This is a genomic window from Shewanella sp. FeAMO, assembly GCF_053653955.1.
In genome coordinates, this window is the sequence record NZ_CM132201.1 from 1378580 (window position 1) to 1405147 (window position 26568).

At 48.0% G+C, this 26568-nt stretch carries 29 protein-coding genes and 2 pseudogenes; 21 read left to right on the plus strand and 10 right to left on the minus strand.

Annotated features, from left to right (window positions below; genetic code table 11):
* Positions 1-136: 136 nt before the first annotated feature.
* Entirely contained in the window at positions 137-2197 is a 2061-nt protein-coding gene (locus ACWAU4_RS06220; RefSeq protein ID WP_188740514.1) for a heavy metal translocating P-type ATPase, read from the minus strand.
* Positions 2198-2602: 405 nt separating this feature from the next.
* Here ACWAU4_RS06220 and ACWAU4_RS06225 point away from each other — a divergent pair, with 405 nt between their 5' ends.
* Both ACWAU4_RS06225 and ACWAU4_RS06230 read left to right on the plus strand, forming a co-directional pair.
* The gene (locus ACWAU4_RS06225) at positions 2603-3907 is read left to right on the plus strand and encodes an IS1380 family transposase (RefSeq protein ID WP_454290565.1); all 1305 of its coding nucleotides are present in this window, start codon (positions 2603-2605) and stop codon (positions 3905-3907) included.
* 240 nt (positions 3908-4147) lie between these two features.
* Positions 4148-4354 (plus strand): annotated as a pseudogene (locus ACWAU4_RS06230) (IS4 family transposase); the annotation flags it as partial.
* Between the two features lie 43 nt (positions 4355-4397).
* Here the strand turns inward: ACWAU4_RS06230 and ACWAU4_RS06235 are convergent.
* Positions 4398-5000, minus strand: coding sequence for a hypothetical protein (locus tag ACWAU4_RS06235; RefSeq protein ID WP_454290500.1), 603 nt, complete (start codon positions 4998-5000; stop codon positions 4398-4400).
* Between the two features lie 367 nt (positions 5001-5367).
* On the opposite strand from ACWAU4_RS06235, the gene ACWAU4_RS06240 reads away from it, so the two are divergent.
* From ACWAU4_RS06240 to ACWAU4_RS06305, 14 genes are all read left to right on the plus strand, one after another.
* A complete protein-coding gene (locus tag ACWAU4_RS06240; RefSeq protein WP_454290496.1) occupies positions 5368-5694 on the plus strand; it encodes a hypothetical protein in 327 nt (108 codons plus the stop codon).
* Positions 5695-5709: 15 nt separating this feature from the next.
* Complete coding sequence (locus tag ACWAU4_RS06245; protein WP_149519280.1) at positions 5710-6129, plus strand: single-stranded DNA-binding protein; 420 nt, start codon at positions 5710-5712, stop codon at positions 6127-6129.
* Positions 6130-6208: 79 nt separating this feature from the next.
* The gene (gene bet / locus ACWAU4_RS06250) at positions 6209-7027 is read left to right on the plus strand and encodes a phage recombination protein Bet (protein ID WP_011788511.1); all 819 of its coding nucleotides are present in this window, start codon (positions 6209-6211) and stop codon (positions 7025-7027) included.
* An 81-nt stretch (positions 7028-7108) separates the two neighbouring features.
* Positions 7109-7252 (plus strand): hypothetical protein, encoded by a 144-nt coding sequence (locus ACWAU4_RS06255; protein WP_000167275.1) that lies wholly within the window; start codon positions 7109-7111, stop codon positions 7250-7252.
* Between the two features lie 60 nt (positions 7253-7312).
* A complete protein-coding gene (locus ACWAU4_RS06260; RefSeq protein WP_454290501.1) occupies positions 7313-8329 on the plus strand; it encodes a YqaJ viral recombinase family nuclease in 1017 nt (338 codons plus the stop codon).
* Positions 8330-8538: 209 nt separating this feature from the next.
* Positions 8539-9498 (plus strand): AAA family ATPase, encoded by a 960-nt coding sequence (locus ACWAU4_RS06265; RefSeq protein ID WP_454290502.1) that lies wholly within the window; start codon positions 8539-8541, stop codon positions 9496-9498.
* Positions 9499-9500: 2 nt separating this feature from the next.
* Positions 9501-10265, plus strand: a complete 765-nt coding sequence (locus ACWAU4_RS06270) for a hypothetical protein (RefSeq protein ID WP_454290568.1) — start codon at positions 9501-9503, stop codon at positions 10263-10265.
* 98 nt (positions 10266-10363) lie between these two features.
* Positions 10364-11317: a DUF3150 domain-containing protein gene (locus ACWAU4_RS06275; RefSeq protein WP_454290503.1), complete on the plus strand. Its 954-nt coding sequence runs from the start codon at positions 10364-10366 to the stop codon at positions 11315-11317.
* 61 nt (positions 11318-11378) lie between these two features.
* Complete coding sequence (locus tag ACWAU4_RS06280; protein WP_318081436.1) at positions 11379-11819, plus strand: hypothetical protein; 441 nt, start codon at positions 11379-11381, stop codon at positions 11817-11819.
* A 69-nt stretch (positions 11820-11888) separates the two neighbouring features.
* The gene (locus tag ACWAU4_RS06285; RefSeq protein ID WP_454290504.1) at positions 11889-13544 is read left to right on the plus strand and encodes a VWA domain-containing protein; all 1656 of its coding nucleotides are present in this window, start codon (positions 11889-11891) and stop codon (positions 13542-13544) included.
* A gap of 82 nt (positions 13545-13626) precedes the next feature.
* Positions 13627-14124, plus strand: coding sequence for a RadC family protein (gene radC / locus ACWAU4_RS06290; protein WP_000797298.1), 498 nt, complete (start codon positions 13627-13629; stop codon positions 14122-14124).
* A complete protein-coding gene (locus ACWAU4_RS06295) occupies positions 14124-14465 on the plus strand; it encodes a hypothetical protein (RefSeq protein WP_001959197.1) in 342 nt (113 codons plus the stop codon). The genes radC and ACWAU4_RS06295 overlap by 1 nt, the downstream gene beginning before the upstream one ends.
* Before the next feature lie 91 nt (positions 14466-14556).
* On the plus strand, positions 14557-15630 hold the full coding sequence (locus ACWAU4_RS06300; protein WP_454290498.1) for a DUF7146 domain-containing protein: 1074 nt from the start codon (positions 14557-14559) through the stop codon (positions 15628-15630).
* An 89-nt stretch (positions 15631-15719) separates the two neighbouring features.
* On the plus strand, positions 15720-16427 hold the full coding sequence (locus ACWAU4_RS06305; protein ID WP_015066590.1) for a hypothetical protein: 708 nt from the start codon (positions 15720-15722) through the stop codon (positions 16425-16427).
* 365 nt (positions 16428-16792) lie between these two features.
* Here the strand turns inward: ACWAU4_RS06305 and ACWAU4_RS06310 are convergent, their stop codons facing one another.
* The 8 genes and pseudogenes from ACWAU4_RS06310 to ACWAU4_RS06345 form a co-directional block, all read right to left on the minus strand.
* Positions 16793-17773, minus strand: coding sequence for an IS5-like element ISEc68 family transposase (locus ACWAU4_RS06310; protein WP_151532535.1), 981 nt, complete (start codon positions 17771-17773; stop codon positions 16793-16795).
* A 43-nt stretch (positions 17774-17816) separates the two neighbouring features.
* Positions 17817-18167: pseudogene (eex, locus tag ACWAU4_RS06315) on the minus strand (EexR/EexS family entry exclusion protein); the annotation flags it as partial.
* A gap of 57 nt (positions 18168-18224) precedes the next feature.
* Entirely contained in the window at positions 18225-18758 is a 534-nt protein-coding gene (locus ACWAU4_RS06320) for a FlhC family transcriptional regulator (RefSeq protein WP_015066597.1), read from the minus strand.
* Positions 18755-19054: a flagellar transcriptional regulator FlhD gene (locus tag ACWAU4_RS06325; protein ID WP_015066598.1), complete on the minus strand. Its 300-nt coding sequence runs from the start codon at positions 19052-19054 to the stop codon at positions 18755-18757. The genes ACWAU4_RS06320 and ACWAU4_RS06325 overlap by 4 nt, the downstream gene beginning before the upstream one ends.
* A complete protein-coding gene (locus tag ACWAU4_RS06330) occupies positions 19051-19599 on the minus strand; it encodes a lytic transglycosylase domain-containing protein (protein WP_015066599.1) in 549 nt (182 codons plus the stop codon). The genes ACWAU4_RS06325 and ACWAU4_RS06330 overlap by 4 nt, the downstream gene beginning before the upstream one ends.
* Positions 19586-20248 carry a DUF6475 domain-containing protein gene (locus tag ACWAU4_RS06335; RefSeq protein WP_015066600.1) on the minus strand — a complete coding sequence of 221 codons (663 nt, stop codon included), beginning with the start codon at positions 20246-20248 and terminating at the stop codon, positions 19586-19588. Before ACWAU4_RS06335 ends, ACWAU4_RS06330 begins: the two co-directional genes overlap by 14 nt.
* Positions 20235-21104, minus strand: a complete 870-nt coding sequence (locus tag ACWAU4_RS06340) for a hypothetical protein (RefSeq protein WP_454290505.1) — start codon at positions 21102-21104, stop codon at positions 20235-20237. Before ACWAU4_RS06340 ends, ACWAU4_RS06335 begins: the two co-directional genes overlap by 14 nt.
* Positions 21105-21159: 55 nt before the next feature.
* Entirely contained in the window at positions 21160-21411 is a 252-nt protein-coding gene (locus ACWAU4_RS06345; RefSeq protein WP_022609764.1) for a helix-turn-helix domain-containing protein, read from the minus strand.
* A 117-nt stretch (positions 21412-21528) separates the two neighbouring features.
* Between ACWAU4_RS06345 and ACWAU4_RS06350 the strand changes: the two genes are divergently transcribed.
* The 5 genes from ACWAU4_RS06350 (at position 21529) to ACWAU4_RS06370 (ending at position 26520) form a co-directional block, all read left to right on the plus strand.
* Complete coding sequence (locus tag ACWAU4_RS06350) at positions 21529-22176, plus strand: LexA family protein (protein ID WP_000854920.1); 648 nt, start codon at positions 21529-21531, stop codon at positions 22174-22176.
* Between the two features lie 256 nt (positions 22177-22432).
* Positions 22433-24022: a peptide chain release factor 3 gene (prfC, locus tag ACWAU4_RS06355; protein WP_109247962.1), complete on the plus strand. Its 1590-nt coding sequence runs from the start codon at positions 22433-22435 to the stop codon at positions 24020-24022.
* Positions 24023-24081: 59 nt separating this feature from the next.
* On the plus strand, positions 24082-24258 hold the full coding sequence (locus tag ACWAU4_RS06360; protein WP_170946691.1) for a hypothetical protein: 177 nt from the start codon (positions 24082-24084) through the stop codon (positions 24256-24258).
* Entirely contained in the window at positions 24251-25048 is a 798-nt protein-coding gene (locus tag ACWAU4_RS06365; RefSeq protein ID WP_170946712.1) for a TatD family hydrolase, read from the plus strand. The genes ACWAU4_RS06360 and ACWAU4_RS06365 overlap by 8 nt, the downstream gene beginning before the upstream one ends.
* Positions 25049-25224: 176 nt before the next feature.
* Positions 25225-26520 (plus strand): NupC/NupG family nucleoside CNT transporter, encoded by a 1296-nt coding sequence (locus tag ACWAU4_RS06370; RefSeq protein ID WP_025009940.1) that lies wholly within the window; start codon positions 25225-25227, stop codon positions 26518-26520.
* The last annotated feature ends 48 nt before the right edge of the window (positions 26521-26568 follow it).

Here is a 26568-nt window from a genome sequence, read left to right on the forward strand (position 1 = left end):
ATTGGCCAGGTTGATGCCATAATCCGGCAACGCCGCCAGAGCGAACAAAATTTAATCTCGAAACGTCAACAAGCCCTAATAACTACAGGCTAATAAATTAAACCCGCTTCGTTCGCCGAAGTGGGTTTTTTTAATTTTATGATTTCGATTCTAGATGAAATTGCATTTTCTGAATTCGTACCGCGTTGACAATTGCGAGTAGAGCAACGCCCACATCTGCAAATACTGCTTCCCACATGGTGGCCATTCCGCCAGCACCAAGGGCTAATACGATTATTTTTACAGTAAATGCCAAAGATATGTTTTGCCAAACTATACGTTTGGTTTGTTTACCAATTGCAATAGCTGTAGGAATTTTGCTGGGTTTGTCATCTTGAATTACCACATCTGCTGTTTCGATAGTTGCGTCACTCCCAAGCCCGCCCATTGCAATTCCAACATCACTTAGCGCGACCACAGGCGCATCGTTAACGCCGTCCCCCACAAATGCAACTGTTTCATTTTTTCCCTTTAACTCTTTTACCTTGTCGACTTTATCCTCGGGGAGAAGATCACCAAATGCATTTGGGATTCCCAGTTTCTGCGCTACGAACTGTACAACGGTATTTTTATCGCCACTAAGCATAGTAATATTGATACCTAGTTCCTTTAGTGTATCTACGGTTAATTGGGCATCTTCTTTTATGTTGTCAGCGATGGTGAGGTAACCAGCAAACTTATTATCGTAAGCAAACGCAATGACGGTATAAACAATTTTGGCCGGGTCTACATCGTAGGAGACATTGAATTTATTCAATAACTTGAAATTGCCCACTAGTAATTCTTTGCCATTAATCTCCGCTTTCAATCCATGCCCGGAGATTTCCTCAACATTGGAAAGTGTAATTGAGCTATCAACCTCTCCTACGTATTCGTGTATAGCTGTGGCGACCGGATGAGTGCTTTGGTTCTCCAATACATTTACCATTCGCAAAATTTCTTCACGATCAAAACCATCCTGAATCAGTACATCCTGTACCTTAAATACACCTTCAGTCATGGTTCCTGTTTTATCCATTACTACATTTTGTATTGTTGAAATTGAATCGAGGAAATGGCTTCCTTTGAATAAAATGCCGTTTTTACTTGCCGCACCTATTCCTCCAAAATAGCCTAGCGGAATACTGATGACCAATGCACACGGACAGGAGATCACGAGGAATATCAATGCTCGATAAAGCCACTGATTAAAGTCATAGGCATCTACAACGAAGTACGGTACTACGCAAATTAAAATCGCAAGCGCTACAACGATTGGGGTGTAGATTTTGGCGAATTTGCGTATGAATAATTCTGTTGGAGCTTTCTGCGCAGTGGCATTTTGAACGAGTTCCAAAATTCGTGAAAGCTTGCTGTCTGTGTATGCAGTAGTAACCTTTACTTGTGACACCGTGTTGAGGTTAATCATACCTGCGAGAACACTTTCACCTTTGCTCTTACTATCCGGTTTGCTTTCACCAGTAAGAGCTGCCGTGTTAAATGAGGCTTTATCGGACAGAAGTTCACCATCTAATCCAAGTTTTTCACCTGCTTTGAGCTGAATAATTTCTCCAATATTTACAGTTGCTGCTTTACGCACTGTAGTTCTATTCCCGTCTATCACAGTCACTTCATCTGGGCGCTGATCTAGTAACGCTTTAATATTAGTTTTTGCTCTCTTTACTGCCAAGGTCTGGAATACTTCCCCAACAGAGTAAAAAAGCATTACTGCAACACCTTCAGGGTATTCACCGATAATGAAAGCTCCGATGGTCGCAATACTCATAAGAAAGAATTCGGAGAAAATCTCTCCCTTCATAATGCTTTGGATTGCTTCTTTGATTACCGGCACGCCTACTGGTAGGTAAGCAGCTATGTACCAACCGATTCGAACCCAACCAGTAAACCAGGATTGTGGAATATAATTATCGAGGGCAATAGCAATCAATAAAGCTATCAGACTGATCGCTGGTGGTAAAAACAACTTCACATTGCTATCGCTATCGGCATCATGGTTATGTCCATCGTCATCACTATGATCATTATGGCTATCCGTAGAGCAACAGCTGTTGTTAGCATGTTTGTGTTTAATTAGATTGTCCGCAGCCATATTAATTTTCTCCTCTTGCGTACAGCAAAGCTGCTTTCCCTGAGCGTCATATACATGTTGATGGTCCATAGCGATTCCTTAACTGATTAAAATTTATGAAGCTAGTCTAGCGCTTTAGTTTTCTAGGGTTAATTTTAATTTCGAGAGTATTGAGCTAGTTCAAAGACATTAACATTTTATTCAACAGGTGAACGTTAAAGATCGATGATTCCGTCAATTTGCTAGTTAACTGAGACTCTTATCCAAATCTCATAGTTCACGTTAATCTAGCACAAAAAAATTCCGTTTGCGCTTAAGGAAAAAATTAATAATCCTCTTAAGGGAAGCTTAAGCTGAGTGTGGTACGTTAAATATGTCCTGATTCCGTGACTTCAAATCCCGCCAATTCCCCCGAAAGCCTATAACTACGGAGCCTGCGGCGGTAGAATGGGCGTTGTTTTGCATTCACCCAGGCAGTGACTTTTTACCATGGCTATGCGCACCTTCCAGCTCGAACAGTCCAACACCGAGATTATCACACCGCATGGCGGTCTGGCGCTGGTTGGGCACAGCCTGAACAGGATGACCTCCCTGGCCAAAACTTCCCGTTCCATCGTCAAGCGTCACGGCATCGCCAACATTGATCTCATCCGCACCTATCTGGGGCTGATCTGCCTTGGTAAGAGCGACTTCGAAGCGGTCGAGCACGCACGCCATGATCCCTTTTTCAAAGCGGCCATGGGGATCAAGCAGTCACCCTCATCGGCCCGGTTGCGGCAGCGTTTTGACGAGGATGCCCGTGCGCTGATCCCGTTGCTGGATGAGGCCAGCGTCGAATTTCTGTGTAACGCTTCGGTGTCCATCGGCAGCCTCGCCACCGGTCATGTACCTCTGGATATAGACGTCTTCCCCATGGACAACAGCAACAGTAAAAAAGAGGGCGTGGCCTATACCTACAAGGGGCATGACGGTTACGCTCCCATCGCGGCCTACCTGGGCACGGATGGCTGGTGCCTGGGTTGTGAGCTGCGACCGGGGAACCAGCACGCCAACAATGAGTTTATCCACACCCTCGACCGCGTGCTGCCGCGGGCCCGTCGCATGACCGATGCGCCGCTGCTGGTGCGTCTCGACAGCGCCCATGATGCCGCCGAGAACCGCGCGTACTTCCGATCGCACGGCGTCGATTATCTGATCAAGTGGAACCCCCGCAAGCAGGATGGACTGGACTGGGTCGACAAGGCCAATGCGGCCGGATCACTCTGGTGCTACACCCGACCGGGAAAAATGGAAACGCTGGTGAGTGAGCCGCTGGATGGCACCGCCGACCGCCTGATCGTCAAGGTCACCGTGCGCCATAGCGATGCCAAGGGGCAACTGTTTCTGGAACCCGAGATCAGTCTGGAAGGCTGGACCACCTCACTCAAGCCCGAGGTCGCGGACAATGCGACGGTGATCGACCTCTACCGCGATCATGCCACCTGCGAGCAGTTCCACAGCGAATTCAAGAGCGATTTGGATCTTGAGCGCCTGCCTTCTGGCAAGTTCGACACCAATGATCTGGTGATGGCCTTTGCAGTGCTGGGCTACAACATCCTGCGCTGGATGGGGCAGCGGGCACTGCTGGGACCGGATGCACCGGTGCGCCATAAGGCCAAACGCCGCCGCATCAAAACCGTGATGCAGGAACTGATCTACATGGCCTGTCGCCTGGTCAGCAGCGGCCGCCGACTGACCCTGCGCTTTGGCCGACACTGCCCGGGTTTCAAGGCGTTTGGTAGCGTGTACGGATCGGTCTGACCGCACCCGCCGAGAAACCCGCCGAGAAAACGCCGCGGAGCCAAGAGGCTCAGGGGGTACTATGGTCTTGGGGATAAAAATGATCAAAAAACAACCAGCGATCAGGCTGGTCAAGAGCAAAAATCGCGGCGACAGACCCGCAGTAGCCGTCAGAATACAGATGAGATCATATTATTAAAGAGCGTTCGCCGATTTGGGTGCGGCTGCGCGGTGTTGGCGGATTAATTCACGGATTCAGGTATAAGTTTTATGATGGCATTGAGAGATATTCAGGATGAGCTGATGTGGTGTGCGATAGCCTCCCCCGGCTCCATCCCGAGAAAGCTAAGGGCCATGCGGGAGAGAGTTAAACGCTACATACTGCCCCAAAAAAGAAAACGGCCCAAAGCAAGGACCGTTCGTATCAATAAAACTCGCTACCCTGTTCGCTCTAAACACCTTAAGTGATAGGTGTTACCTTCAAGAGGGGCTGTGTGATGGGAGCCGTTCGCTAGTTGGCGGGAGTATCTGTTTCCTCTTCAGTGATATCGTCATCGGTTGAAGGTACCGCTTGCTCAACTTCTGCTTCTTTACCCTTGGCTTGAGCTGATTTTCGTGCTCGAATTTCGATATCAATAATGCGTCGTGCAAGTTTGATAATTCGCTGTTGCCATGCGTAGTTGCCATCAACACGTTGTTTGTTGCTAAGCACGCTAGACAACCAGAGTGTGTCCATTGAGATCATCAACGCATCGAGTTTGCGAACTAAGCCGACAAACTGGCCAACCTGAGGCGAGCTGATTTTGGCGTTGAAGGTAATCGGGTCGGTGTAGTCAGGTACTTCATCGATGCCGTTGGACTCCATCAGTTTGTCCAAACGAGCTTGTTCGTTGTCTACCGCTTTAGCGCAATCCTCGAGCAACTGGCTTATGATCTGTTCCACTTCATCAATTTCGTTCTCATCGCCAATGATGCGCAGGATGACATCGATTCCGTAAAGCGCACTTACCGTCCGTCTAAAAACACGGTCAACGACACGTTGCGCTTGTAAGCTATTAATTGTGAATGATTGTTCAAAGATGGGTTTTGAGTAATTGGGTTTTGCTTGGGCCATAAGTTTGCTCCTGATATGACAATAATCAGTCCCTAGCCTAATCCTCTGTGAGGTAATGGCCTTTCAGCTAGGTGGAAGAATTGAGCATCTTTCTAACTATCCTGTCTGGATAAGACGGTTACACTGACTATCAAATATTGCTGATCTGTTTCAGTGATATCTGCGCCTGAGAGCATGAGCTCAAAGGAAGCCCGCCGCTGAGTTTTCTCAGTGGTACTAAGAGGTAGCTAGCCTCCTTAAACAAATAGCCTGCATGTTTTTACATGCTCAACCATGCGTTCCTTACGGTTCGCCTTTTCACCACCCAGCTGGGGGAGTTTTCCCCAGTTGGGGGTGACTCCTTCAAAACCAACTTAAGGAGTCACCAATGGAATATATCTTCGGATTTATTATCCAAATCGCAGGCATCATGTTGCTTGCAAAACTGAGCCGGTCGCTTTTGCGATTGCTTGCTCATCAAAGCGTGCGCCCGTTTCAATTTTTACTTACTCAAATCAAGCGATTGCTCACACCAACACCAAAACGTCGTCCAATGGCAGTGCCTAAAGCTCCTGGTATGCCCCGTTTGACATCTGCGTTTTACAAAGAGCCACATCAGTACGACATGGCTTTACTCGAAATACCAACCTATCTGCGCCGTCAGTCTTCGTTGCCCAGCCGGGTAGAAGCAACTGTGTGCACAGAATTCAACTAAGACGAGGAGAACATCATGAAAAACCAAGTAACACTCATAGGCTACGTTGGCTCTGAGCCAGAGACGCGAGCCTATCCATCAGGCGATTTGGTGACCAGCATTTCGCTGGCCACTTCTGAGAAATGGCGCGACCGTCAATCCAATGAGCTCAAAGAGCATACGGAATGGCATCGGGTCGTTTTTCGAGATCGTGGTGGATTTAAGTTAGGGCTAAGGGCAAAAGATTTAATCCAAAAAGGAGCGAAGCTTTTTGTTCAAGGGCCTCAGCGCACGCGCTCATGGGAGAAAGATGGCATTAAGCATCGATTGACCGAAGTGGACGCGGACGAGTTTCTGCTTCTTGATAGTGTGAACAAAGCATCTGAGCCATCACTGGCGGATGATGCGGGCTCCCAAACTAATTGGGCACAAACTTATCCTGAACCAGATTTTTAACCGAGCAAAAACGCTTTAACCCAGCCGGGAGTACTTTCCCGTCAGGGGCAGACTCCCACTTTGATTGTCGGAGTCCATAATGGAAAAACCAAAGCTAATCCAACGCTTTGCTGAGCGCTTTAGTGTCGATCCAAACAAGTTGTTCGATACCCTAAAAGCAACAGCATTCAAGCAACGTGACGGTAGTGCACCGACCAATGAGCAGATGATGGCGCTCTTGGTGGTTGCAGATCAGTACGGCTTGAACCCTTTCACCAAAGAGATTTTTGCGTTCCCTGATAAACAAGCTGGAATTATTCCAGTGGTAGGTGTCGATGGATGGTCTCGCATCATCAATCAACACGACCAGTTTGATGGCATGGAGTTTAAGACTTCAGAAAACAAAGTCTCCCTAGATGGCGCGAAAGAATGCCCTGAATGGATGGAATGCATCATCTATCGGCGCGACCGTTCGCACCCAGTCAAAATCACTGAGTATCTGGATGAAGTCTATCGACCGCCTTTTGAGGGTAACGGCAAAAATGGCCCTTACCGTGTAGATGGTCCATGGCAGACGCACACTAAGCGAATGCTAAGACATAAATCCATGATCCAGTGTTCCCGCATTGCGTTTGGCTTTGTGGGAATTTTCGATCAAGACGAAGCGGAGCGAATTATCGAAGGCCAAGCAACACACGTTGTTGAGCCATCTGTGATTCCACCCGAGCAAGTTGATGATCGAACCCGAGGGCTTGTTTGCAAGCTTATCGAGCGGGCGGAAGCTTCAAACGCTTGGAATAGTGCATTGGAATATGCCAATGAACATTTTCAGGGTGTTGAACTGACGTTTGCGAAACAAGAAATATTTAATGCACAGCAACAGGCAGCCAAAGCGCTCACACAGCCTTTAGCTTCTTAGCGCCACGCATTCATTTTACGAACCCTGGCGGGATTATTCTCCCGTCAGGGGGAAGGTCTCGTCTTTTTTTGGAGATCTTCCATGACTAAATCAGCCTCACTTTTTCGCTTGGTATTGGTTGTTGCCCTTGTCGTAGGTTCGATTCAAGCCGGTAAAGCGGCAATTGATTCGGTTCAAGCAAGTGTTGTTCAGCACCAAACAGCGTTAGCACAAGCTGCAAAGTAACCACTTAACCCTGAAGGGGAGTTCTCTCCTTCGGGGGAGTCTCCCCTCAAAGGAGGCAATATGAAGGTTATCGACCTATCACAGCGTACTCCTGCATGGCACCAGTGGCGCATTGCAGGGGTTACGGCATCTGAAGCCCCAATTATTATGGGGCGTTCACCCTACAAAACACCTTGGCGATTATGGGCAGAAAAAACCGGATTCGTATTACCGGAAGACCTGTCGAATAATCCTAATGTGCTTCGCGGTATTCGGTTGGAGCCTCAAGCAAGGCGAGCATTTGAGAATGCGCATAATGACTTTCTTCTGCCGTTATGTGCAGAAGCCGATCATAACGCAATCTTTCGAGCCAGCTTTGATGGCATCAACGATGCGGGTGAACCCGTTGAATTGAAATGTCCTTGCCAGTCAGTTTTTGAGGATGTGCAAGCTCACAGAGAACAAAGCGAGGCGTACCAGTTGTATTGGGTGCAAGTACAGCATCAAATACTGGTCGCCAATAGCACGCGTGGTTGGTTGGTTTTCTATTTTGAGGATCAACTGATTGAGTTTGAAATACAACGAGACTCGGCGTTCTTAATTGAGTTGCAAGAAACAGCGCTTCAGTTTTGGGAGTTAGTACAGACCAAAAAAGAACCGTCAAAATGCCCTGAACAAGATTGTTTTGTTCCCAAGGGTGAAGCCCAATACCGCTGGACATCGCTGTCTCGGCAGTATTGCTCAGCACATTCCGAAGTTGTCCGACTGGAAAATCACATTAAATCTTTGAAAGAGGAAATGCGAGACGCTCAGTCAAAATTGGTCGCCATGATGGGTAACTACGCTCATGCCGACTATGCTGGGGTCAAACTCAGCCGCTACATGATGGCGGGCACGGTGGACTATAAGCAATTGGCCACCGATAAGTTAGGCGAGCTGGATGAACAGGTTTTAGCCGCTTACCGAAAAGCGCCACAAGAGCGGTTGCGCATCAGCACCAATAAGCCAGAGCAGCCCGTTGAAACACCAATCAAAATCAGTCTTGAGCAAGAGAACTTGGTTCTGCCAGGTGACTCGCCGAGCTCATTTTATTTTTAACGTTCACTTGGAGCCGATTTCGGCTCCTTTCTCATGCGCTTACATCGAGTGCATCAGAAAGCAATTTCACTCGTAGCCAATGCTGGGTACGAATGATAGAGCGAGCTGAACTCTTACATACACAGCCATACCACAATCAACACACCACCCGACGGGGACTCCATTCCCTGTTGGGGCATGGGGCCTCGTCAAAACAGATGAGGTTTACCATGACTGAACAATCCCCATTTTTGGTTCAAGTGAATCAAGCGTTTAATGTCCCCGCTCCTGATACTTTCGTTCTGGAAGGATATGGTGCCGACACTACCCATCCAAACATTCCCGTTCGCAAGGACGAGTATGTTTTTAGAAAAGAAGACTTACGTGACGTATTGGCGTTCTTGTCTCACCCAGACGGTGACGGTTTGTATATTACAGGCCCCACGGGATGCGGTAAGACCTCGCTAATTTGCCAAGTTGCTTCTCGATTGAATTGGCCTGTTCAGCAAATTACTGCGCATGGTCGATTGGAGTTGTCCGATCTTATCGGTCACCACACGCTGGTTAATGGCAACATGACCTTTGTGTATGGACCGCTAGCACTGGCTGTAAAGCATGGCCATTTGCTGATCATTAATGAAATGGATCTTGCTGAGCCTGCTGAATTGGCTGGACTCAATGACATTTTGGAAGGTGCCCCGTTGGTCATCGCACAAAATGGCGGAGAGATCATCATTCCACATAACAAGTTTCGTTTTATCGCTACCGGCAACAGTGCGGGCAGCGGTGACCAGACGGGCTTGTATCAAGGTGTGCTTCAACAAAATTTGGCTTTTCTTGATCGCTTTAGAATCATCGAAGCGACCTATGCAGAGCCTTCTGTAGAGGAAGCCATTCTGGAGAACGTTGCGCCAGGCTTGCCAGAAGTCTTTCGCCAAAAAATGGTGAAAGTGGCTGGTGACATTCGTCGTCTCTTTATTGGGGGCGCGGATGGCGGTGCAGAGCTTAGTATCACCATGTCCACTCGGACCTTGGTGCGCTGGGCAAAGTTAACACTTGCTTTTAAAGGCGCTCCTAACGCAGTGGAGTATGCACTGGTTCGGTCTTTGACGGCTCGTGCTGAGTTGGAGCAACGTGAAGCCATTCACCGTATTGCCGCTGATGTCTTCGGTGACCACTGGGAGGATTGATGATGGAAAAGTGCTTTGCTCTTTACCGTTACAGTCATTCTGATGGGACAGCCAAAGAATGGGCCATTTACGTTGGATCTGATACCCAGGAGATTGAAGTTCGGTTTGGAAAAGCTGGTCAATTGTCGCAGCAGCGATTGATTGACTCGACTGATCCTAACGCAGAAGCAGACCGACGAATCAATGAGAAAATCAACAAGGGTTATCGATTGGTTGGACACGTCGGCATTGATCATCAAGGGCGGCCATTTGAACTTTCAAATGCGCTTGATAGCGTCGCGTGCGCCAATAACGTCAGTTGGGAGTTTCGTACTCGCAAGGACGTCAATGGCCAAATATCGCTGGCGCAAAAAGCGTTGTTCGATATGGCAAAGCTGCTTGAAGCCTATGGCTTGGCTGTTATTGATGATAACCAGGTCAGGATTGGAGAATGGTCATTAGGGTTTTGCAAAAGCGGATCACCTAGTACCAATCAAATTAGCATGGTGTCAGGTGAAGGCGCTGGCATTGTTAACACTGATGATGGCCCGTGGCCATTGTTGCTGTTACTGGCCTTTAAGCGTCAATTACCACCTCTGTGTTCGCTCACAGTAGCGAGTCCTGAAGGGATAGAAGTATCCGACCAACTGAAGTTGGAAAAAGATGTATTGCGGTTGCTAGGCAGTGATTTAGAGCGGGTTCGCCCGATTGCTGAAGCACTGGACTTAATGCCTGTGAAAATCGATCTCAACCAATCGTCGCCTGATTCGCAAAATTACTATTTCTGATAGTGATGTTGCCATTAGCGCGTCAACTACTACCACCCAAACGGGGGCCATTGCTCCTGCTGGGAGTGGTGCGTCCCCATCTCGCATGAGGATGCACTATGAGTATTCAAACCCTCGACAAACTTTTGATTTGTCACATCGACTGTTCCATCTGGAGCGGTAGAAAAAAACTAAGGCCTGAAGATTTCAGACTAGCCAATGGCAGCCAACTTCCACCGAAGGATGTTGCCAGCTTAGGGAGTAAAAAAATTTGCGACCCTGAGGCATTGGCGAACTTTGAAAGGCTTAAGAAAGAAGCGCAGCGCTTGTGTGAGCAAGTCGGTGTGCGGTTTTTAGGTGGCTATGCCGTCCCTGAAGACCGAATTGATCAGATTGTTCCAGAGCTTGACCGGATCGGTCAGGAGTTTGCGCAGTGTAAGCAGTTGTTCTTGGACAACTATGATCAGGTGACGTTTGACTGGGTTGCGAAACACCCGGAATTTGCAGATGCAATCCGACGTGCATTATCACCCATCGAAGACGTGGAACAACGGCTTCAGTTCGATTATGCCATCTATCGAATGCAACCGGCTGAACAAGCTGGAGGCTTAGATGACAAGGTCAATGGTATGGGACACACCCTCTTTAGGGAGGTGGCTCGTGATGCCAATGAACTGTTTGAGCGTTCCGTTGCAGGAAAGAATCAAATCAGTCAGCGAGCCCTTAATCCGCTCAAGCGATTAAGAGACAAGTTGGATGGTTTGTCCTTCCTGGATCATCGAGTTCAGCCGATGGTTGAAGCGATGGACAATTTATTTGTTCGTCTGCCGAAGACCGGCTCTGTGACAGACAATCTCTATCACGAACTGATGGCGACCATTTTAATTTTGTCTGATCCAGACAAGATGAGAATGCACGGTGAAGGTCAATTGGATATCAGACAACTGATGCCCAAACCTGAACCCAAACCCGCACAGCCAGTATCTGCTCAGGCAGATAACTTACGTGCAATACCACAACCAACCGTCAGACCAAACCTTGGTTCGACTGTACCAAACTCATTTTATTTTTAACGTCCTTGAGGGCATGTTGCCCTGAAGGGCGCATGTCCTCTGAACTATGTAAGAGGAAATTATGCAATCAACCATCCATAACCCCAGCCAACTGAACCAGTTTGAACCGCATTTTCGTGGTGTGACTGATGCTGTTGAAAGTGAATCAATACCTGAAGTGGCGTGTTGTCGAACGTTAGTACAACGGTCGTACTCAACACATAGTGTCTTGATCCCCAAGAACCCTGTGCTGATCGCAGATGCGGACGCACAAGGTGTTTGGGTAACGGCCATGGTGTTTGTTCCAAACATGGCATTGCAGCAAACCGCTCATGAGCGGGCCTGGCTGCAATATCAACACGAGGTGTCTACTCAGTTACAAGACCAGTACGGTCTGACATTGGATGACATCCTGAGTTTAGACCAGCTTAAAACGTCATTTGAGCAGCACGAGAGTCCAGCTCAATTGGTGGCTTGGTTAGGTCAAAAATACGATCTGGATAAGCTAAAAGCACAGGTTTAAACACTTACATTCCCAGCAGGGAAACGCTCCCGCTGAGGGAGTATTCCCCCTAATGGTTAGGAGACTCCCATGAATCATCCATTAAAAAACGCACTGCCAATCGTTGCCGCCGCTTATGGCGAAAAGTTTGGTGTGAAGGTGCTTATTCAAGGACAAGATGCGTTTACCGATGGTGAGCGGATTGTGATCCCAACAGCAAACCCAGACAACCCACACTATCAACAGATAGCTTGGGGTTATCTGGCTCATGAAGCGGCGCATATTCGGCATACCAATTTTGACATGGTGCAGAAGGCGTCGTCCAAGCCGATCCGTAAGGCACTTCTCAATATCATTGAGGACGTTCGCATTGAAAACGAATTGGCGAAGGATTATCCCGGAACCCGGCGCAGTATTTCGCAAGTGATTGAGTACATGGTGGACACTCAGCAAATGAGTATACCTGAACAGCTTGAGCCTGCATCTAACTTGCAAGCCTGGTTGTTGTTTCGCTTGAGATGCCATTTTCTGGGCCAGAAAGCGCTGACGCCTTTGTATCAAGCGATTGATGAAAGAGTGAGACAACTCTTTCCTGCCGCAGCGATGAGCCGGTTAAGCGCCATGCTGACAGCAGTGCCTAGCCTGGCATCTACAGGTGAAGTGCTGAAACTTGTCGATGCCATCGTTGCCATGTTGGAAGAAGAATCTCGTCCACCACAGGATGAGTCTGATGCTGATGGCGGTGATGACATTGGACAAGATGCGAGTAATGACAGCAATAGCAGTAGTGACAGTCAAACCCCGGAAACAAGTTCGTCTGCAACAGGGGATGCTGCTGAAACGAGTGATTCAGATAACTCTGATCAAGCTGACAATTTGCGACAAGCCTTAGAGGCCAGTGCCGCTCACTTTGAACCCGATACCTTTGCACAAGTGGCAGAAGTGTTGTCGGAACAAGCAGAAGGACATCAGGGCGTCACTCCACTCAGTTTGCCCCAAGCAGAGCAAGCTATGTTGGGTGATGAGGCTATCTTGACCTTATCGGCGTCTGAGTCGGCTCAAATTCGAGCCCGACTTAGGGGCATGGTTCAGTCCAGTCAGGACAATCGGAATCATGCCAAACGGTACGGTCTTCGAGTGGCAACTCATCGTCTTGCCGCTTCACAAGCAGGTGAGTCGAGATTGTTTATTCAAAGGCAGCCCCGCATTGCGCCTAATGCTGCTGTGCACTTGCTGGTCGATATATCGGGTTCAATGGGTAAACCCATTGGCGAAGGTAATCGAAAGTACTTTCATGTTGCCAATGAAGCCGCTTTGGCTTTAGCCATGGCATTGGAAGGTATACCGGGTGTTGTACCTGCGGTCAGTTATTTTCCTGGTATTCATCAGGAAGTTTCTATCGCGTTATTGCCCAAGCAATCGGTTCGACATCGGGCCGCCTGTTTTGACCAAAAACCAAGAGGTTGTACGCCTATGGCACAAGCTATGTGGTTTGCGGCAAACAGTTTGTTGGCACAAAAACAGAAGCGAAAGCTAATGATAGTGCTAACGGATGGTGACCCAGATGATTGGGCTGCCACGCATGACATTGTTGACCGGTGCAGACGCAGTGGCTTTGAGCTGCTGGGGATCGGGATTCAAACACGCAGTGTTGAGAAATTCTTTCCTCAAAGCATTGTGATTAATGACGTCAAAGATCTAAAGCGTGAGTTATTCGAAGTAACACAACAACTGTTAATTCAGTAACCACATCAATTTTACCACCCTGCGGGGACGATTCCGTCCCCGTCTGGGCATGGGTTCGTCTCCGTTTTTTTTGGAGACTCCTATGAAAAACAGAAAGTTCTTAGCTGGCGAAGAAGCCGGTACTTACATCGTTCCTGAGCAAGTGACTGAAGCGGATATCTTAGATATGGCGCTCAAGCTTGCCCGTGGTCGATTGAGTAAAGGTCGAAAAATTGAACAGCCATCGTCGGCGTTCTCATACCTGCAAACACTGATGCACGAGTATGAGCACGAAGTCTTTGGCGTACTGTTTCTTGATACAAAGCATCGCGTTATTCGATTTGAAGAGCTGTTCAAAGGCACTTTAGATGCAGCGAGCGTTTATCCAAGGGAAGTAACAAAACGAGCGCTAGAACTTAATGCGGCAGCAGTGATACTGGTTCATAACCATCCATCGGGTGATCCTGAACCCAGTGAAGCTGATAAACGCATCACTCATCGACTCCGTGACGCCTTGTCACTTGTTGATATTCGAACGCTTGACCATGTCGTGGTCGCATCCGAGGGCTGCGTTTCGCTTGCCGAACGCGGTTATCTTTAATGAATGGGCGCATTGCCCATTCTCCTTCATCACAAAAGCAGTCCTATCAACACACGTCATCACAGCTCGAATTTCTATTTGAGTTTGATGATGCCCCAGTCACTTGGTCTGACACGGAAATCTGGCAGTTACGCGAAGGCATTCTATTGGATGCGATCCGTGTATTGCTAGACGGTCGTGTCAGTACTCGATTGCGAAAGGATGTGTTGTCGTGGATTCAAAATGACGAATTAACGCCATTTTGCTTTCGTGTTTGCGCAATGGCTGCGGTTGTCGATCCTGATGTGCTTCGTGACTCCATCATGTGGCTATTAAGACGACATGGTATCCAGCTTGACTAACGTTCCTGCATTAACCAAACGGCTCAATGCAGGCCCAGAGCTGACTTTTCTCACTTGTGGTAGGAGTCGGCTTTTTACTTAAGGAGGTTATATGGCGTTACCTTTACAAATTGAAACAGTAAGGCCATATCTTAATGGCCAATGGCTTCAAGTATTAGCGGTATTGGTGCCAGAACTTGATGCCGCCATTGCTCGAAAGGGCCGTCATGTGGCTTGTCCTGTTCATGGCGGTCGTGATGGCTTTAGGCTATTCAAAGATGCTGAATATACCGGAGGTGGCGTTTGTAACACCTGCGGTATCTTTCATGATGGTTTTGAACTGTTGTCTTGGATTAATGGATGGAACTTTGCTCAGTCTATTGAAGCAATCGGCCAGGTTCTTGGTATTCAACCCGGACAAATACAAGCGCCTATTCGGCCAATACCGAGTAACGCAGTTGATTGGAAGGCTAGAAAGCAGGACGAGGACAAAGCGATTATCCATCGCTTGAATCAAACCTGGGGAGAAACGTTTTCTCTTGCAGATACTCGTGCGCAACCAGTTTGGAACTACATGCATCGTCGTGGCATTGTTACCCGGCTTCGTCCTGAATGGGATTCGGTGCTGAGGTATCATCCAAACTTGCCTTACCATGATGAAGATGGCTTGTTTATCGATAGCTACCCAGCGCTGCTAGGTAAAATCGTTACTCAGCAAGGGCGTTCGGCCACGTTTCATCGGATCTACCTAAGTGAAGATGGATTCAAAGCGCCGGTTGAAAGGCCTAAAAAGATGATGCCGATACCAAGTGACAGAACAATCACAGGTGGTGCCATTCCGATTGGTGAGCCTGGTGAGGTACTAGGTGTTTCTGAAGGTATCGAAACGGCTTTAGCGGTTACCAGAGCAACGGGACAAACATGTTGGTCGGTTGTGAATGCAACCCTACTGGCTAGGTTTGAACCACCAAGTAATGTGAAAATGCTGTACATCTGGGCAGATCATGATCTCTCTGAGACCGGCCTGAATGCAGCGAATGAACTCAAGAAAAAAGCCTGGCAGAAAGGCATTCTGACACAAGTCTTGATCCCTCCGATACCAACGTCACTTGGCGTGAAAAGTTGGGATTGGAATGATGTGCTGAATGTTTACGGTGCCATGGGCTTTCCGAAAGTTCATATCTGATCCAAGGGGCTTCGGCCCCTTTTTTTACGCCTTGCATATTTGAAAAAACATGGAGAATGAAAAATAGAGAACCAATAGGAGAAACAAACATGATGGTATTAACCCTGTTAACAAAGCAGATTGATGGTGAATTTACGGTTTACTGGAAGACCGGCCTTCGAAGAGGTGGTGAGCTAAAGGTCGATTTAGGTGAGCAATACGACAAGCTACCTGAGCAGCAAAAGCCAATTGCAGCTGAGCTTTATGCTATTCATCACCTACTGTCAGTGAAAGAGGTGATGGGAAGTAACCGAAGCGGTCATGGGCTTCAAATCCGGGTCAGTAAAGGAGCTATCAAAAAGTTACAGAAACAACGCTCAACTCAGCATTCACTTTACAGCCTGACTAGGTTTTTGCTAACTCGATACCAGGAAGCACAGATCTCGGTAGAGAAGCAGGACGATTGGCTCTCACATTCCTTCGAAGAATACAGCGTCGATAATGCTACAGTGAGAGACATCGATGAGGTCATCAACGTTCCGAAAATTGGACCTGTCGTGGTGACTCGTCACGCGCTTGAAAGATTCGTGGAACGGCTTTCAGACGGCGTACCTAAGCATCCTTGGAAGTCTTTGTGCTCAAAGCTGCTATGTTCGGGGCTAACTAAAACTCAGTTGCCAGAAAACGTCGCTATCCAAAAAGCAAAAAAATATGCACAAGAGGCCGAGGTCTGGCAGCATGTGGGGAGCAATATGTACTTTGTTATGATTCCTGGTGGCTCAATTAAAACGTTGGTTACGGTTTTCGAAGTAAAGTGAGCTAATGTGTATTGGCGATACTTACTTAGGTGCCGATAGCAGACCTCAGCAACCTGGTACAACTCAATGATACCTTTTCCATTATCCTCTTTTATGAATTAAATCAGGAGTATCATTACTCCTAACCAAAGACATTCATTTTACTTAATCAGTACTATTTCGGTATAACGCTAATAACTCAGTGGGTAGTAAGAAGTTCAACAACAAATAACTCTAGGGAAGCTGCGATTAAGTGGTTCGCAGCTCCCAATATGACGCCCCAAACCGTCCTTTATCGACGTCCTGTGGCTCAATTTTCCAATTTTCAGCCCAAAATCGTCTCTTCGTGGCTGATTTTGGCCCTGTTTCAGGCCAATTTCCTCATTTCAGGTAGATCTCGCCTGTGCCCGTATCAATTGGTCAACTCGAACCAGGTTCGCCAGGGTGAATAACATCGCCAGTTGACTGTCATTTTTAGCCAGCCCCTTGTACCTGGCTTTGACGAAACCAAACTGACATTTTACTATCCGAAATGGATGCTCAACCTTCGCTCGGATACTCGCTTTCAGGTATTCGTAACGGATGGCCAGCTTGTTCTTGCGCGGGTGTTGCTTCAATGCATTCACTTTGCCGGGACGCTTGGCGATAAGCCAGTCTGCGCTGACATCGCTGAGCTCATCGCGCTTTTCGGCCCCCTGATAACCAGCATCGGCTGAGATAAATTCTTCATCGCCATGCAGTAACTTGCCAACCTGATTGAGGTCGTGCTCGTTAGCCGCCGTGGTCACCAGACTGTGGGTCAGGCCACTTTTGGCGTCCACGCCAATGTGCGCTTTCATGCCGAAGTACCACTGGTTACCTTTCTTGGTCTGGTGCATGTCTTCATCACGGCTATTGTGTTTGTTTTTGGTAGAGCTGGGGGCTTGAATGATGGTGGCATCCACCAAGGTGCCCTGGGTCATTAGAACGCCACACTCTGCTAGCCAGTGATTAACGGTACTGAAGATTTTGCGGGCCAGTTCATGCTGCTCCAGCAAATGCCGGAAATTCATGATGGTAGTGCGGTCTGGAATGGCTTTATCCAGTGACAGGCGAGCAAATTGGCGCATGGAGGCGATTTCATAGAGGGCATCTTCCATGGCCTCATCGCTCAGGTTGTACCATTGCTGCATGCAGTGAATACGCAGCATGGTTTCCAGCGGATAGGGCCTGCGACCATTACCGGCCTTGGGATACACAGGCTCGATAACGCCAAGTAATTTGTCCCAGGGAAGCAAGTTATCCATTCTGCCAAGGAAGATTTCTTTGCGGGTCTGGCGGCGTTTACTGGAAAACTCACTGTCGGCAAAAGTCAGTTGCTGGCTCATCCGGTTACTCATTCAGGGTTCAGGTTACAACACGATGATCTCATATCTCGGACTTATTCGCACCTTCCTTAACTTGGCTGCTCAAGAATCTAATTCCAGTACAAATAGCTATGAAAAAGAGTCCCAAACCAACAATTGTCCAACTCGCTTGCCAATATGCGATTGCTAAAAGCATCGTGATGATGGCTATTAGGCCGATGGGGTTACAGGTCGCTTTGAATCCCAAGTAGCCGAAAAAAACGACGGTGCAGAACAGAAATGGTAAAGCCGCTAACTTGGCTGATGCTGTTAATATTTCTGATGGAAAAAAGTGAGCCGCAGCCAAAGTCGCCAGAAAAAGCCCCAGTGATATAACCCAGCAGCGTGCTGGTAAAGATTTAAGTAAGTTTGTCATCTTCTTAGTACTCTCAAAGTGCACGGGCGGTGCACAATCAAATCATGCATCAGCATGTTAGTTCTCAAAAAGTGCTCTAGTGGTTTGCTCGGCCATAATCTCACACACAGGACATTTAAGCTGAATGCGCTGTTGAGATACCGTCAAATACAGACTACCGCATCGACACCGGTGTAAGGATGCAAGCTGTGATCTTAAATCACGAGCTAGAACCCAACCTTCATTGATGGTCAGTTTTTTCCAGGGGATCTCAGCTGGAAGATCTGCTTCTTCTCTTGCAACCAAGTACGCATCGTAAGCCTTCATCAAAGCATCAATATTTAATTGCTTGTAGACATTGTCACCACCAATATTGATATAAAGCGCCATCAGCAGGGAGCCTTCAACTAAGGCTCTTCTGCTTTTAACAATGGCATCAGATTCTGGCAATTGACCAGGACAAGGTGACTTGCCAGTCACTTCTTTGTGAAGCCTTCTGATAATGTGGATTGGCAAACCAGTATCGAGCGCGATAATGGTTGTTCGAAATCCATATTTAATAAGTAGCGAGGCTCGGGTAAACAGCTCACTTTTGGACAGGTTATCAATCATGTATCCCCCTTGTTGTTTAGGGTTGATAATAAATAAGCGATTCTTGGAATACCGGTGCCTTTGCTCTTCACCATCTCAATCAGTTGGCTTTGGTTACCCCTTGGTTGAAACAGCATGAATGATGAGGTCGCCACTCGTTGCAGGTCGTCAACACCAGCATTAATCAGAGCATCAACCACATCGCGTGTAAGTCCAAAGCGCAAGACAGCCTCTTGCGGATCAATGCGCGCCAATTCCCGTGCTGCGTGCAGGTACGCCAAATTTAATTGATAGAAGTCTTGTTGATTGGTTGTCATTGACGGACCTCCAGTTCATGTAAAATATTGCGATAGATAGAAAGCACTCTTTGCCCATACCAGCGTGCACGCTCTTCGTTCCAACTGTGATAGCGGCCTATGCCAAGCTCTAAATCGTTTGGTGAAGACTTGATTGCTTCGGCCAAAATACTTGAGCCGACGGTAAGGTTGGTGATGGGGTCTAGCAGTTCCGCCGCTGAGCTCACCCGATGCCCATGCCAATGCAAATTGATTTGCATTAGGCCAATATCGAGCTGGTATTTTTCACTCTTTTGAAGTGCCTGGTTTAACAGTTGCTCAGCTTCTGTCTTAGATTTGGCGTAGGTTGCATTTGAACCATTGCGAATTGCGTATGGCCATGGACTGGTCATGTTAAGACCACGATGTGAGGCCGACTCAGCCAAGGCAACGGCGAAGAGCATGACTGGATCAATACCAACGCTTTGTGCTGCTTTTTCCCACTGATAGCCCGGAAACGCATAGACTGAAGTGCTTGCGGACATGGCTATCACTAGGGCAATGGTTTTTGCTTTAATCGTTTTCATTTTTATCCTCTAATTGATTTCCGAGAAGCGCCTGAATGGCTTTCGGGCTTATTCTTTTCAAAGGCACTGCGCTAAAGTCAGCGATGCCTCTTGTATAAACTTGTGCTGCTTTTGACCAGTCGCCCACGGCAACCGGCGCTTGCATATCAAATCCTTTTTGCTGGTTCTGATGGTCTGCAATACCCTGTAATAGCCTTGGGTATTCACTCACTTCGTCCCGCAGTAAGTAAGCCTGGTAGCGTGTTAAAAACTCTTTTTGCTTAAAGGGGTATTCCCTGTCGTCAACCTTGCAGAGTTCAACCCATCCCCCCATGTCTGAAATCACGCGGTGAATAAGCGCATCGTCAAACATCACGGATGTCCAAGCGCCAACCTGACGAACAGCCTTGTCAACTTTGTTCCAAGCAACCATGGCTCTTGAACCCGAGTTGCCATCGATATGCTTGATGACGTCAGCGGGCTTTGGAAAAAATTGCCCAGTATCCGGTGATTGAATATGCCGAGTCAGACCGATTCGCACTTCTTCAATGCTATAAGCACGAAGGGCTTCAAATGCGATGGATAGCAATTGTGGTGATACGCTTTTGCCATACATGGCCCAAGCTGCTCCCCAAACATCAGCAAACTCGCGTTTATCAACCTCCTGCACTTGAACGAACCTCCCGAATACCTGGTCCGGCCCAGCTTTCAGCAATGCGGCGATTGCTTTCTTCAATATTCAATTGGTGATTGCTGACCTTTAGGCTCGTCGATGATTGCTGTACTTCATCAATGCGAACGTACTCGTCTTCCCATTGCCGGTTTAAAAGCCAGTTATGTGGCATAGGGGTCTTAGTCCGATCTTGATACTGCAATCGGTTGTCTCGTTGCTCTTTCCAGCGTGTTAGGACTTCCAAGGCGAGTTCATGGTCTTCATTGAGGCCCATGCGAAGCCATTCTTCTTTGGCTTTCGCTTTTTTTTCTTTGCGTATTTGTACATCCCAGAAGTCTTCAAACTGTATGTGGTCAACAGTTTTAACTGTTGGTTTATTGCTTCCCTCAGAGTCATCCGACCGTTGAGAGTCCCTTACCGGGTTGCCATCAGGCATAAACAATGATGAAAATTCTTCTGGTAGCCGAGCTTGAAAAGCGGCAAGAGATTTCAAAAGTGATACCATACCAATGAAGTCGGCAGGTACATCTTTAAGCAACCGAAAGGCTGCTTTACCTTGGTTTGGGTTTTCGATTGGGTTGTGCTTCAGAAAGCTCCGAATCAAAGTCCAACCGGATTCCTCGCAACGAATGAGGAACTGATCTTGTTCTAACTCATTTAGAGCCTTGGCAACCTGTTGCTCATCCCAGTTCAAGTCAGAAGCAACGTAACCAATCGGCAATCGAAAGCAGCCAAGCAAATTACAATGTGGGCATGTAAGCAAATACAGTCCTAGCAACTTCGCTGAGTCACTCCAGGACAAAACGTTTTGCTTTAGCCAAAAGCGGGTATAGACCTTGCCATAATCACGCATGGAGGTACTCGCTTTTGTATTTACGTAAAATGCTGACCATTACTTGCCCTTAATCCTACTGGTTACTGGCTTTCAGCTCGCTTTGGCATTCGGGGTAGATGTCCGGTCTTAACTGAGATCGGGTTACCTGTCCTTGCGTAGCTTGTTCGATGGGTAAAACGAATTCAGCGGGAACACGCCCTGATTTATTCAACCAAAACCAGACGTTTTGCTGTTTTGAGTTGATGGCTCTTGCTAATGCTGATTGCCCGCCGACCAAGTCAATGGCACGGCGGAGATGTTTTTGTGTCGTTTTGAACACTTCCATACCGTCTCCTGTTACAATAATAACTGTTACAAGATTGAATGTTACAGTTTAAACTGTAGATAAGTCAACAGTTAAAATTGTTGAAAGACTACAGTTTTATTTGTAGAATGCGGGCTTATGAAAACTTTATCCGAACGACTAAACCATGCCTTGCAGCTTACTGGGGTAACTCAGTCTGAGTTGGCTCGTCGCATTGGTATCAAACAGCAGTCGATCAGCCAGATTTGCTCTGGTAAATCGGCTAGGTCTCGTTACACCATGCAGATCGCGGAGGCGCTTCGCGTGAATGCTCATTGGCTCGCCACAGGTGATGGCGAGATTGGCTTGGGGGTCGGTAATGTAGAAGTTGGGCCTGACATTAAGGGAAGAATTCCTCTCATTAACTGGGTTCAGGCCGGTGATTGGACTGAAATAGCGGAGGGATTTGCCCATGAAGATGCTGAGGAGTGGCGTGAAGTCACTGGGAAAGCACATGAGGGTTGTTTCGCACTTCGCGTAAAAGGCGACAGTATGGAAAATCCAAGCGGAAAAAAATCCATACCTGAGGGGGCAGTGATCGTTGTTGATCCTGAGTTACCTTACTCTTCAGGTTCATTGGTTGTTGCGCGTTTGGATGATTCGAAAGAAGCAACCTTTAAGCAGTTGGTTATTGATGGTGAACAGAAGTATCTAAAACCTTTGAACCCGCAATACCCTGCAATACCGATCAACGGCAACTGCACCATCATCGGTGTAGTACGACAAGCTATCATCGATTTCTGGTAGCGAAGGAATTTGTGGTTTAGCCACAGTTGTTCATTAGCTGAAGAAGCAACGATTGCAAACAGCTACAACTGAGCATTGGTGCACGCTGAGAGTAAATGGTAACCGATTAGATAACCATTGATTGTTTATAAAGTCAAGATCAGCGAAAATAGCGGCCAATTACGATTAACACGACGGATTTGACAAGCGAAGAACTGAAAAGAGAGTACTTCCAAAAGTGTGTACAAATCCGTGTACAAACTAAAAGAATTTATACATGGCAAACCAAGATTTTCTTAATGAAATCAATAAGCGAAGGACCTTTGCTATCATCTCTCACCCGGATGCGGGTAAAACCACCATTACAGAGAAAGTCTTGCTCCATGGCCGCGCCATTCAATCTGCCGGTACAGTGAAAGGCCGTGGCTCGTCTCAGCATGCAAAATCTGACTGGATGGAGATGGAAAAGGAGCGGGGGATCTCGGTCACGACTTCTGTGATGCAGTTCCCCTACAACGACTGCCTGGTTAACCTGCTGGATACCCCAGGCCACGAAGACTTCTCTGAGGATACCTACCGTACCCTGACAGCGGTGGACTCCTGCCTTATGGTTATCGATGCTGCCAAAGGGGTTGAGGATAGAACCCGTAAGCTGATGGAAGTGACGCGGCTGCGTGATACCCCTATCGTCACCTTCATGAACAAGCTCGACCGGGATATCCGCGATCCGATGGAATTGCTCGATGAAGTGGAAAACGAGCTCGATATTCTCTGTGCTCCGGTCAGTTGGCCTATAGGCTGTGGTAAGTCTTTCAAAGGCGTTTACCATATCCACCGCGATGAAACCATCCTGTATCAAACCGGTCACGGTCACACCATTCAGGAAGTGAAGATACTCAAAGGATTGGATAACCCTGAGTTGGACCAAGCTGTTGGCAGCGATCTGGCAGCGCAGCTGCGTGAAGAGATGGAGTTGGTAACCGGCGCCTCCAATGAATTTGATCTCGAGCTGTTCTTAAGTGGTGAGCTGACACCTGTGTTCTTCGGTACCGCCCTGGGGAACTTTGGGGTTGACCATATGCTGGATGGCCTGACTGCCTGGGCCCCCAAGCCAATGCCAAGACAGACCACTGAGCGTTTGGTCGAAGCCGGTGAAGACAAGTTTTCCGGTTTCGTTTTCAAGATCCAGGCGAACATGGATCCCAAGCACAGAGACCGTATCGCCTTTATGCGTATCGTTTCCGGCAAATACACCCAAGGCATGAAGATGAAGCATGTCCGTATAGGGAAAACCGTCAGTATTTCCGATGCGGTAACCTTTATGGCCGGTGACCGTGAGCGTGCCGCCGAAGCCTATGCCGGTGATATCATAGGCCTGCACAACCATGGCACCATTCAGATAGGTGATACCTTTACCCAAGGGGAAGAGTTGAAGTTCTCCGGGATCCCCAACTTTGCGCCGGAAATGTTCCGCCGTATTCGCCTTAAAGATCCATTGAAGCAGAAACAGCTGCTTAAAGGCCTGGTGCAGCTCTCGGAAGAGGGGGCTGTACAGGTTTTCCGCCCTCTGGACACCAATGACCTTATCGTTGGCGCTGTTGGGGTGCTGCAGTTTGAGGTGGTAGTCGCCAGACTCAAGTCGGAATATAACGTGGAAGCCATCTATGAGGCCATCAACGTGGCAACCGCGCGTTGGGTCTACTGTGACGATGCCCGCAAGTTGGAGGAGTTCAGGCGCAAGTGCTCCACCAACCTGGCGCTGGATGGCGGCGACAACCTGACTTATATTGCCCCGACCATGGTTAACCTCAATTTGTCCATGGAGCGCTATCCGGACATTGAGTTTGCCAAGACCCGGGAACACTAAATCATAAAGGTGGAGCTTGCTCCACCTTTTTTATTGGGATGTTGTTGAGAGATCTTCTGATGTTTTTTATTCAAAAGTGCTGGCAAAGTTACATCCGTTTTTGTGATCGCATGGGGTTAACCGAAGAAAATCGGCGCTGCTGTATGCCAAGACTCAGCGATCCTCCTTTGCAAAAAGGTGGGCAAGAGGCCGACGCTAAAGACAGGCAAAAAGAAGGAGAACAGCATGATCTTTGATTCTCACGCTCATCTGGATTTCAGCGACTTTGATCATGACAGACTAGCCCTCATGGCCGCGATGAAAGCCGCCGGTATTGGCGGTGCTATCATTCCCGGTGTCAGTCCTCGGCATTGGTCAAAGCAGAAAGCGATTGCTCACCAGCTGCAACTGCCTTTCACCTTAGGGATACATCCTTGGTATTGCCCTAAATCAATTGCCGAGAGTGACCTGGCGCTGGCAGCGCTCAAAAGTGAACTCACTTCTGTAAATGACCCTCTGATGGTAGGAATCGGCGAGTGTGGTTTGGACAAACCCAAGGCTGAGCTGGCGCAAGATAACCCGGCGCATGTCCCCTGGAACCTGCAATACAGGGTGCTTGAAGGGCAGTTGGCCTTGGCGGCGGAGTTGAAGCTGCCGCTGATACTGCATTCGGTGAAGACCCATAATGAACTCTTGGGCATGTTGAAACAGCATTCACTGCCGCGGGGCGGAGTGGTTCATGCCTTTAATGGCTCTTATGAGACGGCGATCGCTTATTTGGAGCTTGGCTTCAAGTTGGGGATTGGCGGCTTGTTGCTGAATAAAAATGCAAAAAAGCTGCGTGATGCAGTTGGCAAATTACCGCTCGATGCTTTGTTGGTGGAGACTGATTCGCCCTCAATGACGCCGGGTTTCCTGCCGGAAAAACGCAATACCCCCCTGACATTGGTACAAATAATAGCCGAATTGGCGGATTTGCAGAAAAAAACCAATGTTCTAATATCAGAACACCTCCAACAGAACTTGATGCAACTGTTTGAGCTTTAGTTTCTTTTAATTAAACAGGTGTAACTCGCATTCTGTGATGTGACTAAACTTTTGAAAATTAACTTCAAAAATTTGATCAAAACGACGATTTTGCCCCGGAGATCGGGTATAATCTTGCTCGGAAAAAGGTTGGTTAACAACATAATTAAAAAGCGTTAACAATAGGGTGATGGTTAATGAATATACTTATGAGCTTGGTAGGGGTGGTCACCCTACTCGCGATTGGTTTCTTGTTGTCCAACAACAAGAAGGCAATCAATCTTAGAACTGTCGGTGGTGCACTGGCAATTCAGGCTGCATTGGGCGGTTTTGTCTTGTACGTGCCGTTCGGTAAGGACGTTCTCAAGAACGTATCCGATGCTGTTTCCAGTGTTATCGGTTATGCACAAAATGGTATCAGCTTCCTGTTTGGTGATTTGGCTAACTTCAAAGTCGGCTTTATCTTCGCAGTGAACGTGCTGCCGGTTATCGTGTTCTTCTCCTCTCTGATCGCTGTGCTCTACTATCTGGGCATCATGCAGTGGATCATTCGTATTTTGGGTGGGGCGCTGCAGAAGGCCCTGGGCACCAGCCGTACCGAGTCCATGTCTGCCACAGCCAACATCTTCGTGGGTCAGACCGAAGCGCCTCTGGTGGTTCGTCCCTTTATTCCAACCATGACTCAATCTGAGCTGTTCGCCATTATGGTGGGTGGTCTTGCATCTATCGCAGGTTCTGTTCTGGCCGGTTATGCACAGATGGGTGTACCTATCCAGTATCTGGTTGCGGCTTCTTTCATGGCGGCACCTGCGGGTCTGTTGATGGCCAAGCTGATGCATCCTGAAACTGAAACTGCCAAGAACGACATGGATGAGCTGCCTGAAGATCCAGACAAGCCTGCCAACGTACTTGATGCTGCCGCTGCCGGTGCTTCTTCCGGTATGCACCTAGCACTGAACGTTGGTGCTATGCTGCTGGCCTTCATCGGTTTGATTGCCATGATCAACGGCATCATAGGTGGTATCGGCGGTTGGTTCGGCATGGAAAACCTGACTCTGGAACTGATCCTTGGCTATATCTTTATGCCTCTGGCTTACCTCATCGGTGTGCCTTGGAATGAAGCCATGGTTGCCGGTTCTTTCATCGGTCAGAAGATAGTGGTCAACGAGTTTGTGGCTTACATGAACTTCGCACCCTACATCCATGATGCTGCCATGAGCTGTACTGCTGTTGCCGCTGAGGTCACTAAAGAGTTGCCTATGTGTGTGGCCGAAACTCAGGCGCCAATGACAGTCCGTACTCAGGCGATTATCTCTTTCGCTCTGTGTGGCTTCGCTAACTTGTCTTCCATCGCAATTCTGCTGGGCGGCTTGGGTGCCATGGCACCAAATCGTCGTCACGATCTGGCTAAACTGGGTCTGCGCGCTGTGGTTGCCGGTTCTCTGGCTAACCTGATGAGTGCGACTCTGGCCGGTTTGTTCCTGGCACTGTAAGACGGTAGTGAACAGAGGCCTGAATTCGCAGGCCTCTTGTTAACCCAA

Excerpts from the sequence above, each read along its gene's own strand:
- ACWAU4_RS06220 (WP_188740514.1), bottom strand. The coding sequence starts at position 2,197 with ATGGACCATCAACATGTATATGACGCTCAGGGAAAGCAGCTTTGCTGT.
- ACWAU4_RS06225 (WP_454290565.1), top strand. The coding sequence starts at position 2,603 with ATGCGCACCTTCCAGCTCGAACAGTCCAACACCGAGATTATCACACCG.
- ACWAU4_RS06235 (WP_454290500.1), bottom strand. The coding sequence starts at position 5,000 with ATGGCCCAAGCAAAACCCAATTACTCAAAACCCATCTTTGAACAATCA.
- ACWAU4_RS06240 (WP_454290496.1), top strand. The coding sequence starts at position 5,368 with ATGGAATATATCTTCGGATTTATTATCCAAATCGCAGGCATCATGTTG.
- ACWAU4_RS06245 (WP_149519280.1), top strand. The coding sequence starts at position 5,710 with ATGAAAAACCAAGTAACACTCATAGGCTACGTTGGCTCTGAGCCAGAG.
- bet (WP_011788511.1), top strand. The coding sequence starts at position 6,209 with ATGGAAAAACCAAAGCTAATCCAACGCTTTGCTGAGCGCTTTAGTGTC.
- ACWAU4_RS06255 (WP_000167275.1), top strand. The coding sequence starts at position 7,109 with ATGACTAAATCAGCCTCACTTTTTCGCTTGGTATTGGTTGTTGCCCTT.
- ACWAU4_RS06260 (WP_454290501.1), top strand. The coding sequence starts at position 7,313 with ATGAAGGTTATCGACCTATCACAGCGTACTCCTGCATGGCACCAGTGG.
- ACWAU4_RS06265 (WP_454290502.1), top strand. The coding sequence starts at position 8,539 with ATGACTGAACAATCCCCATTTTTGGTTCAAGTGAATCAAGCGTTTAAT.
- ACWAU4_RS06270 (WP_454290568.1), top strand. The coding sequence starts at position 9,501 with ATGGAAAAGTGCTTTGCTCTTTACCGTTACAGTCATTCTGATGGGACA.
- ACWAU4_RS06275 (WP_454290503.1), top strand. The coding sequence starts at position 10,364 with ATGAGTATTCAAACCCTCGACAAACTTTTGATTTGTCACATCGACTGT.
- ACWAU4_RS06280 (WP_318081436.1), top strand. The coding sequence starts at position 11,379 with ATGCAATCAACCATCCATAACCCCAGCCAACTGAACCAGTTTGAACCG.
- ACWAU4_RS06285 (WP_454290504.1), top strand. The coding sequence starts at position 11,889 with ATGAATCATCCATTAAAAAACGCACTGCCAATCGTTGCCGCCGCTTAT.
- radC (WP_000797298.1), top strand. The coding sequence starts at position 13,627 with ATGAAAAACAGAAAGTTCTTAGCTGGCGAAGAAGCCGGTACTTACATC.
- ACWAU4_RS06295 (WP_001959197.1), top strand. The coding sequence starts at position 14,124 with ATGAATGGGCGCATTGCCCATTCTCCTTCATCACAAAAGCAGTCCTAT.
- ACWAU4_RS06300 (WP_454290498.1), top strand. The coding sequence starts at position 14,557 with ATGGCGTTACCTTTACAAATTGAAACAGTAAGGCCATATCTTAATGGC.
- ACWAU4_RS06305 (WP_015066590.1), top strand. The coding sequence starts at position 15,720 with ATGATGGTATTAACCCTGTTAACAAAGCAGATTGATGGTGAATTTACG.
- ACWAU4_RS06310 (WP_151532535.1), bottom strand. The coding sequence starts at position 17,773 with ATGAGCCAGCAACTGACTTTTGCCGACAGTGAGTTTTCCAGTAAACGC.
- ACWAU4_RS06320 (WP_015066597.1), bottom strand. The coding sequence starts at position 18,758 with ATGATTGATAACCTGTCCAAAAGTGAGCTGTTTACCCGAGCCTCGCTA.
- ACWAU4_RS06325 (WP_015066598.1), bottom strand. The coding sequence starts at position 19,054 with ATGACAACCAATCAACAAGACTTCTATCAATTAAATTTGGCGTACCTG.
- ACWAU4_RS06330 (WP_015066599.1), bottom strand. The coding sequence starts at position 19,599 with ATGAAAACGATTAAAGCAAAAACCATTGCCCTAGTGATAGCCATGTCC.
- ACWAU4_RS06340 (WP_454290505.1), bottom strand. The coding sequence starts at position 21,104 with ATGCGTGATTATGGCAAGGTCTATACCCGCTTTTGGCTAAAGCAAAAC.
- ACWAU4_RS06345 (WP_022609764.1), bottom strand. The coding sequence starts at position 21,411 with ATGGAAGTGTTCAAAACGACACAAAAACATCTCCGCCGTGCCATTGAC.
- ACWAU4_RS06350 (WP_000854920.1), top strand. The coding sequence starts at position 21,529 with ATGAAAACTTTATCCGAACGACTAAACCATGCCTTGCAGCTTACTGGG.
- prfC (WP_109247962.1), top strand. The coding sequence starts at position 22,433 with ATGGCAAACCAAGATTTTCTTAATGAAATCAATAAGCGAAGGACCTTT.
- ACWAU4_RS06360 (WP_170946691.1), top strand. The coding sequence starts at position 24,082 with ATGTTTTTTATTCAAAAGTGCTGGCAAAGTTACATCCGTTTTTGTGAT.
- ACWAU4_RS06370 (WP_025009940.1), top strand. The coding sequence starts at position 25,225 with ATGAATATACTTATGAGCTTGGTAGGGGTGGTCACCCTACTCGCGATT.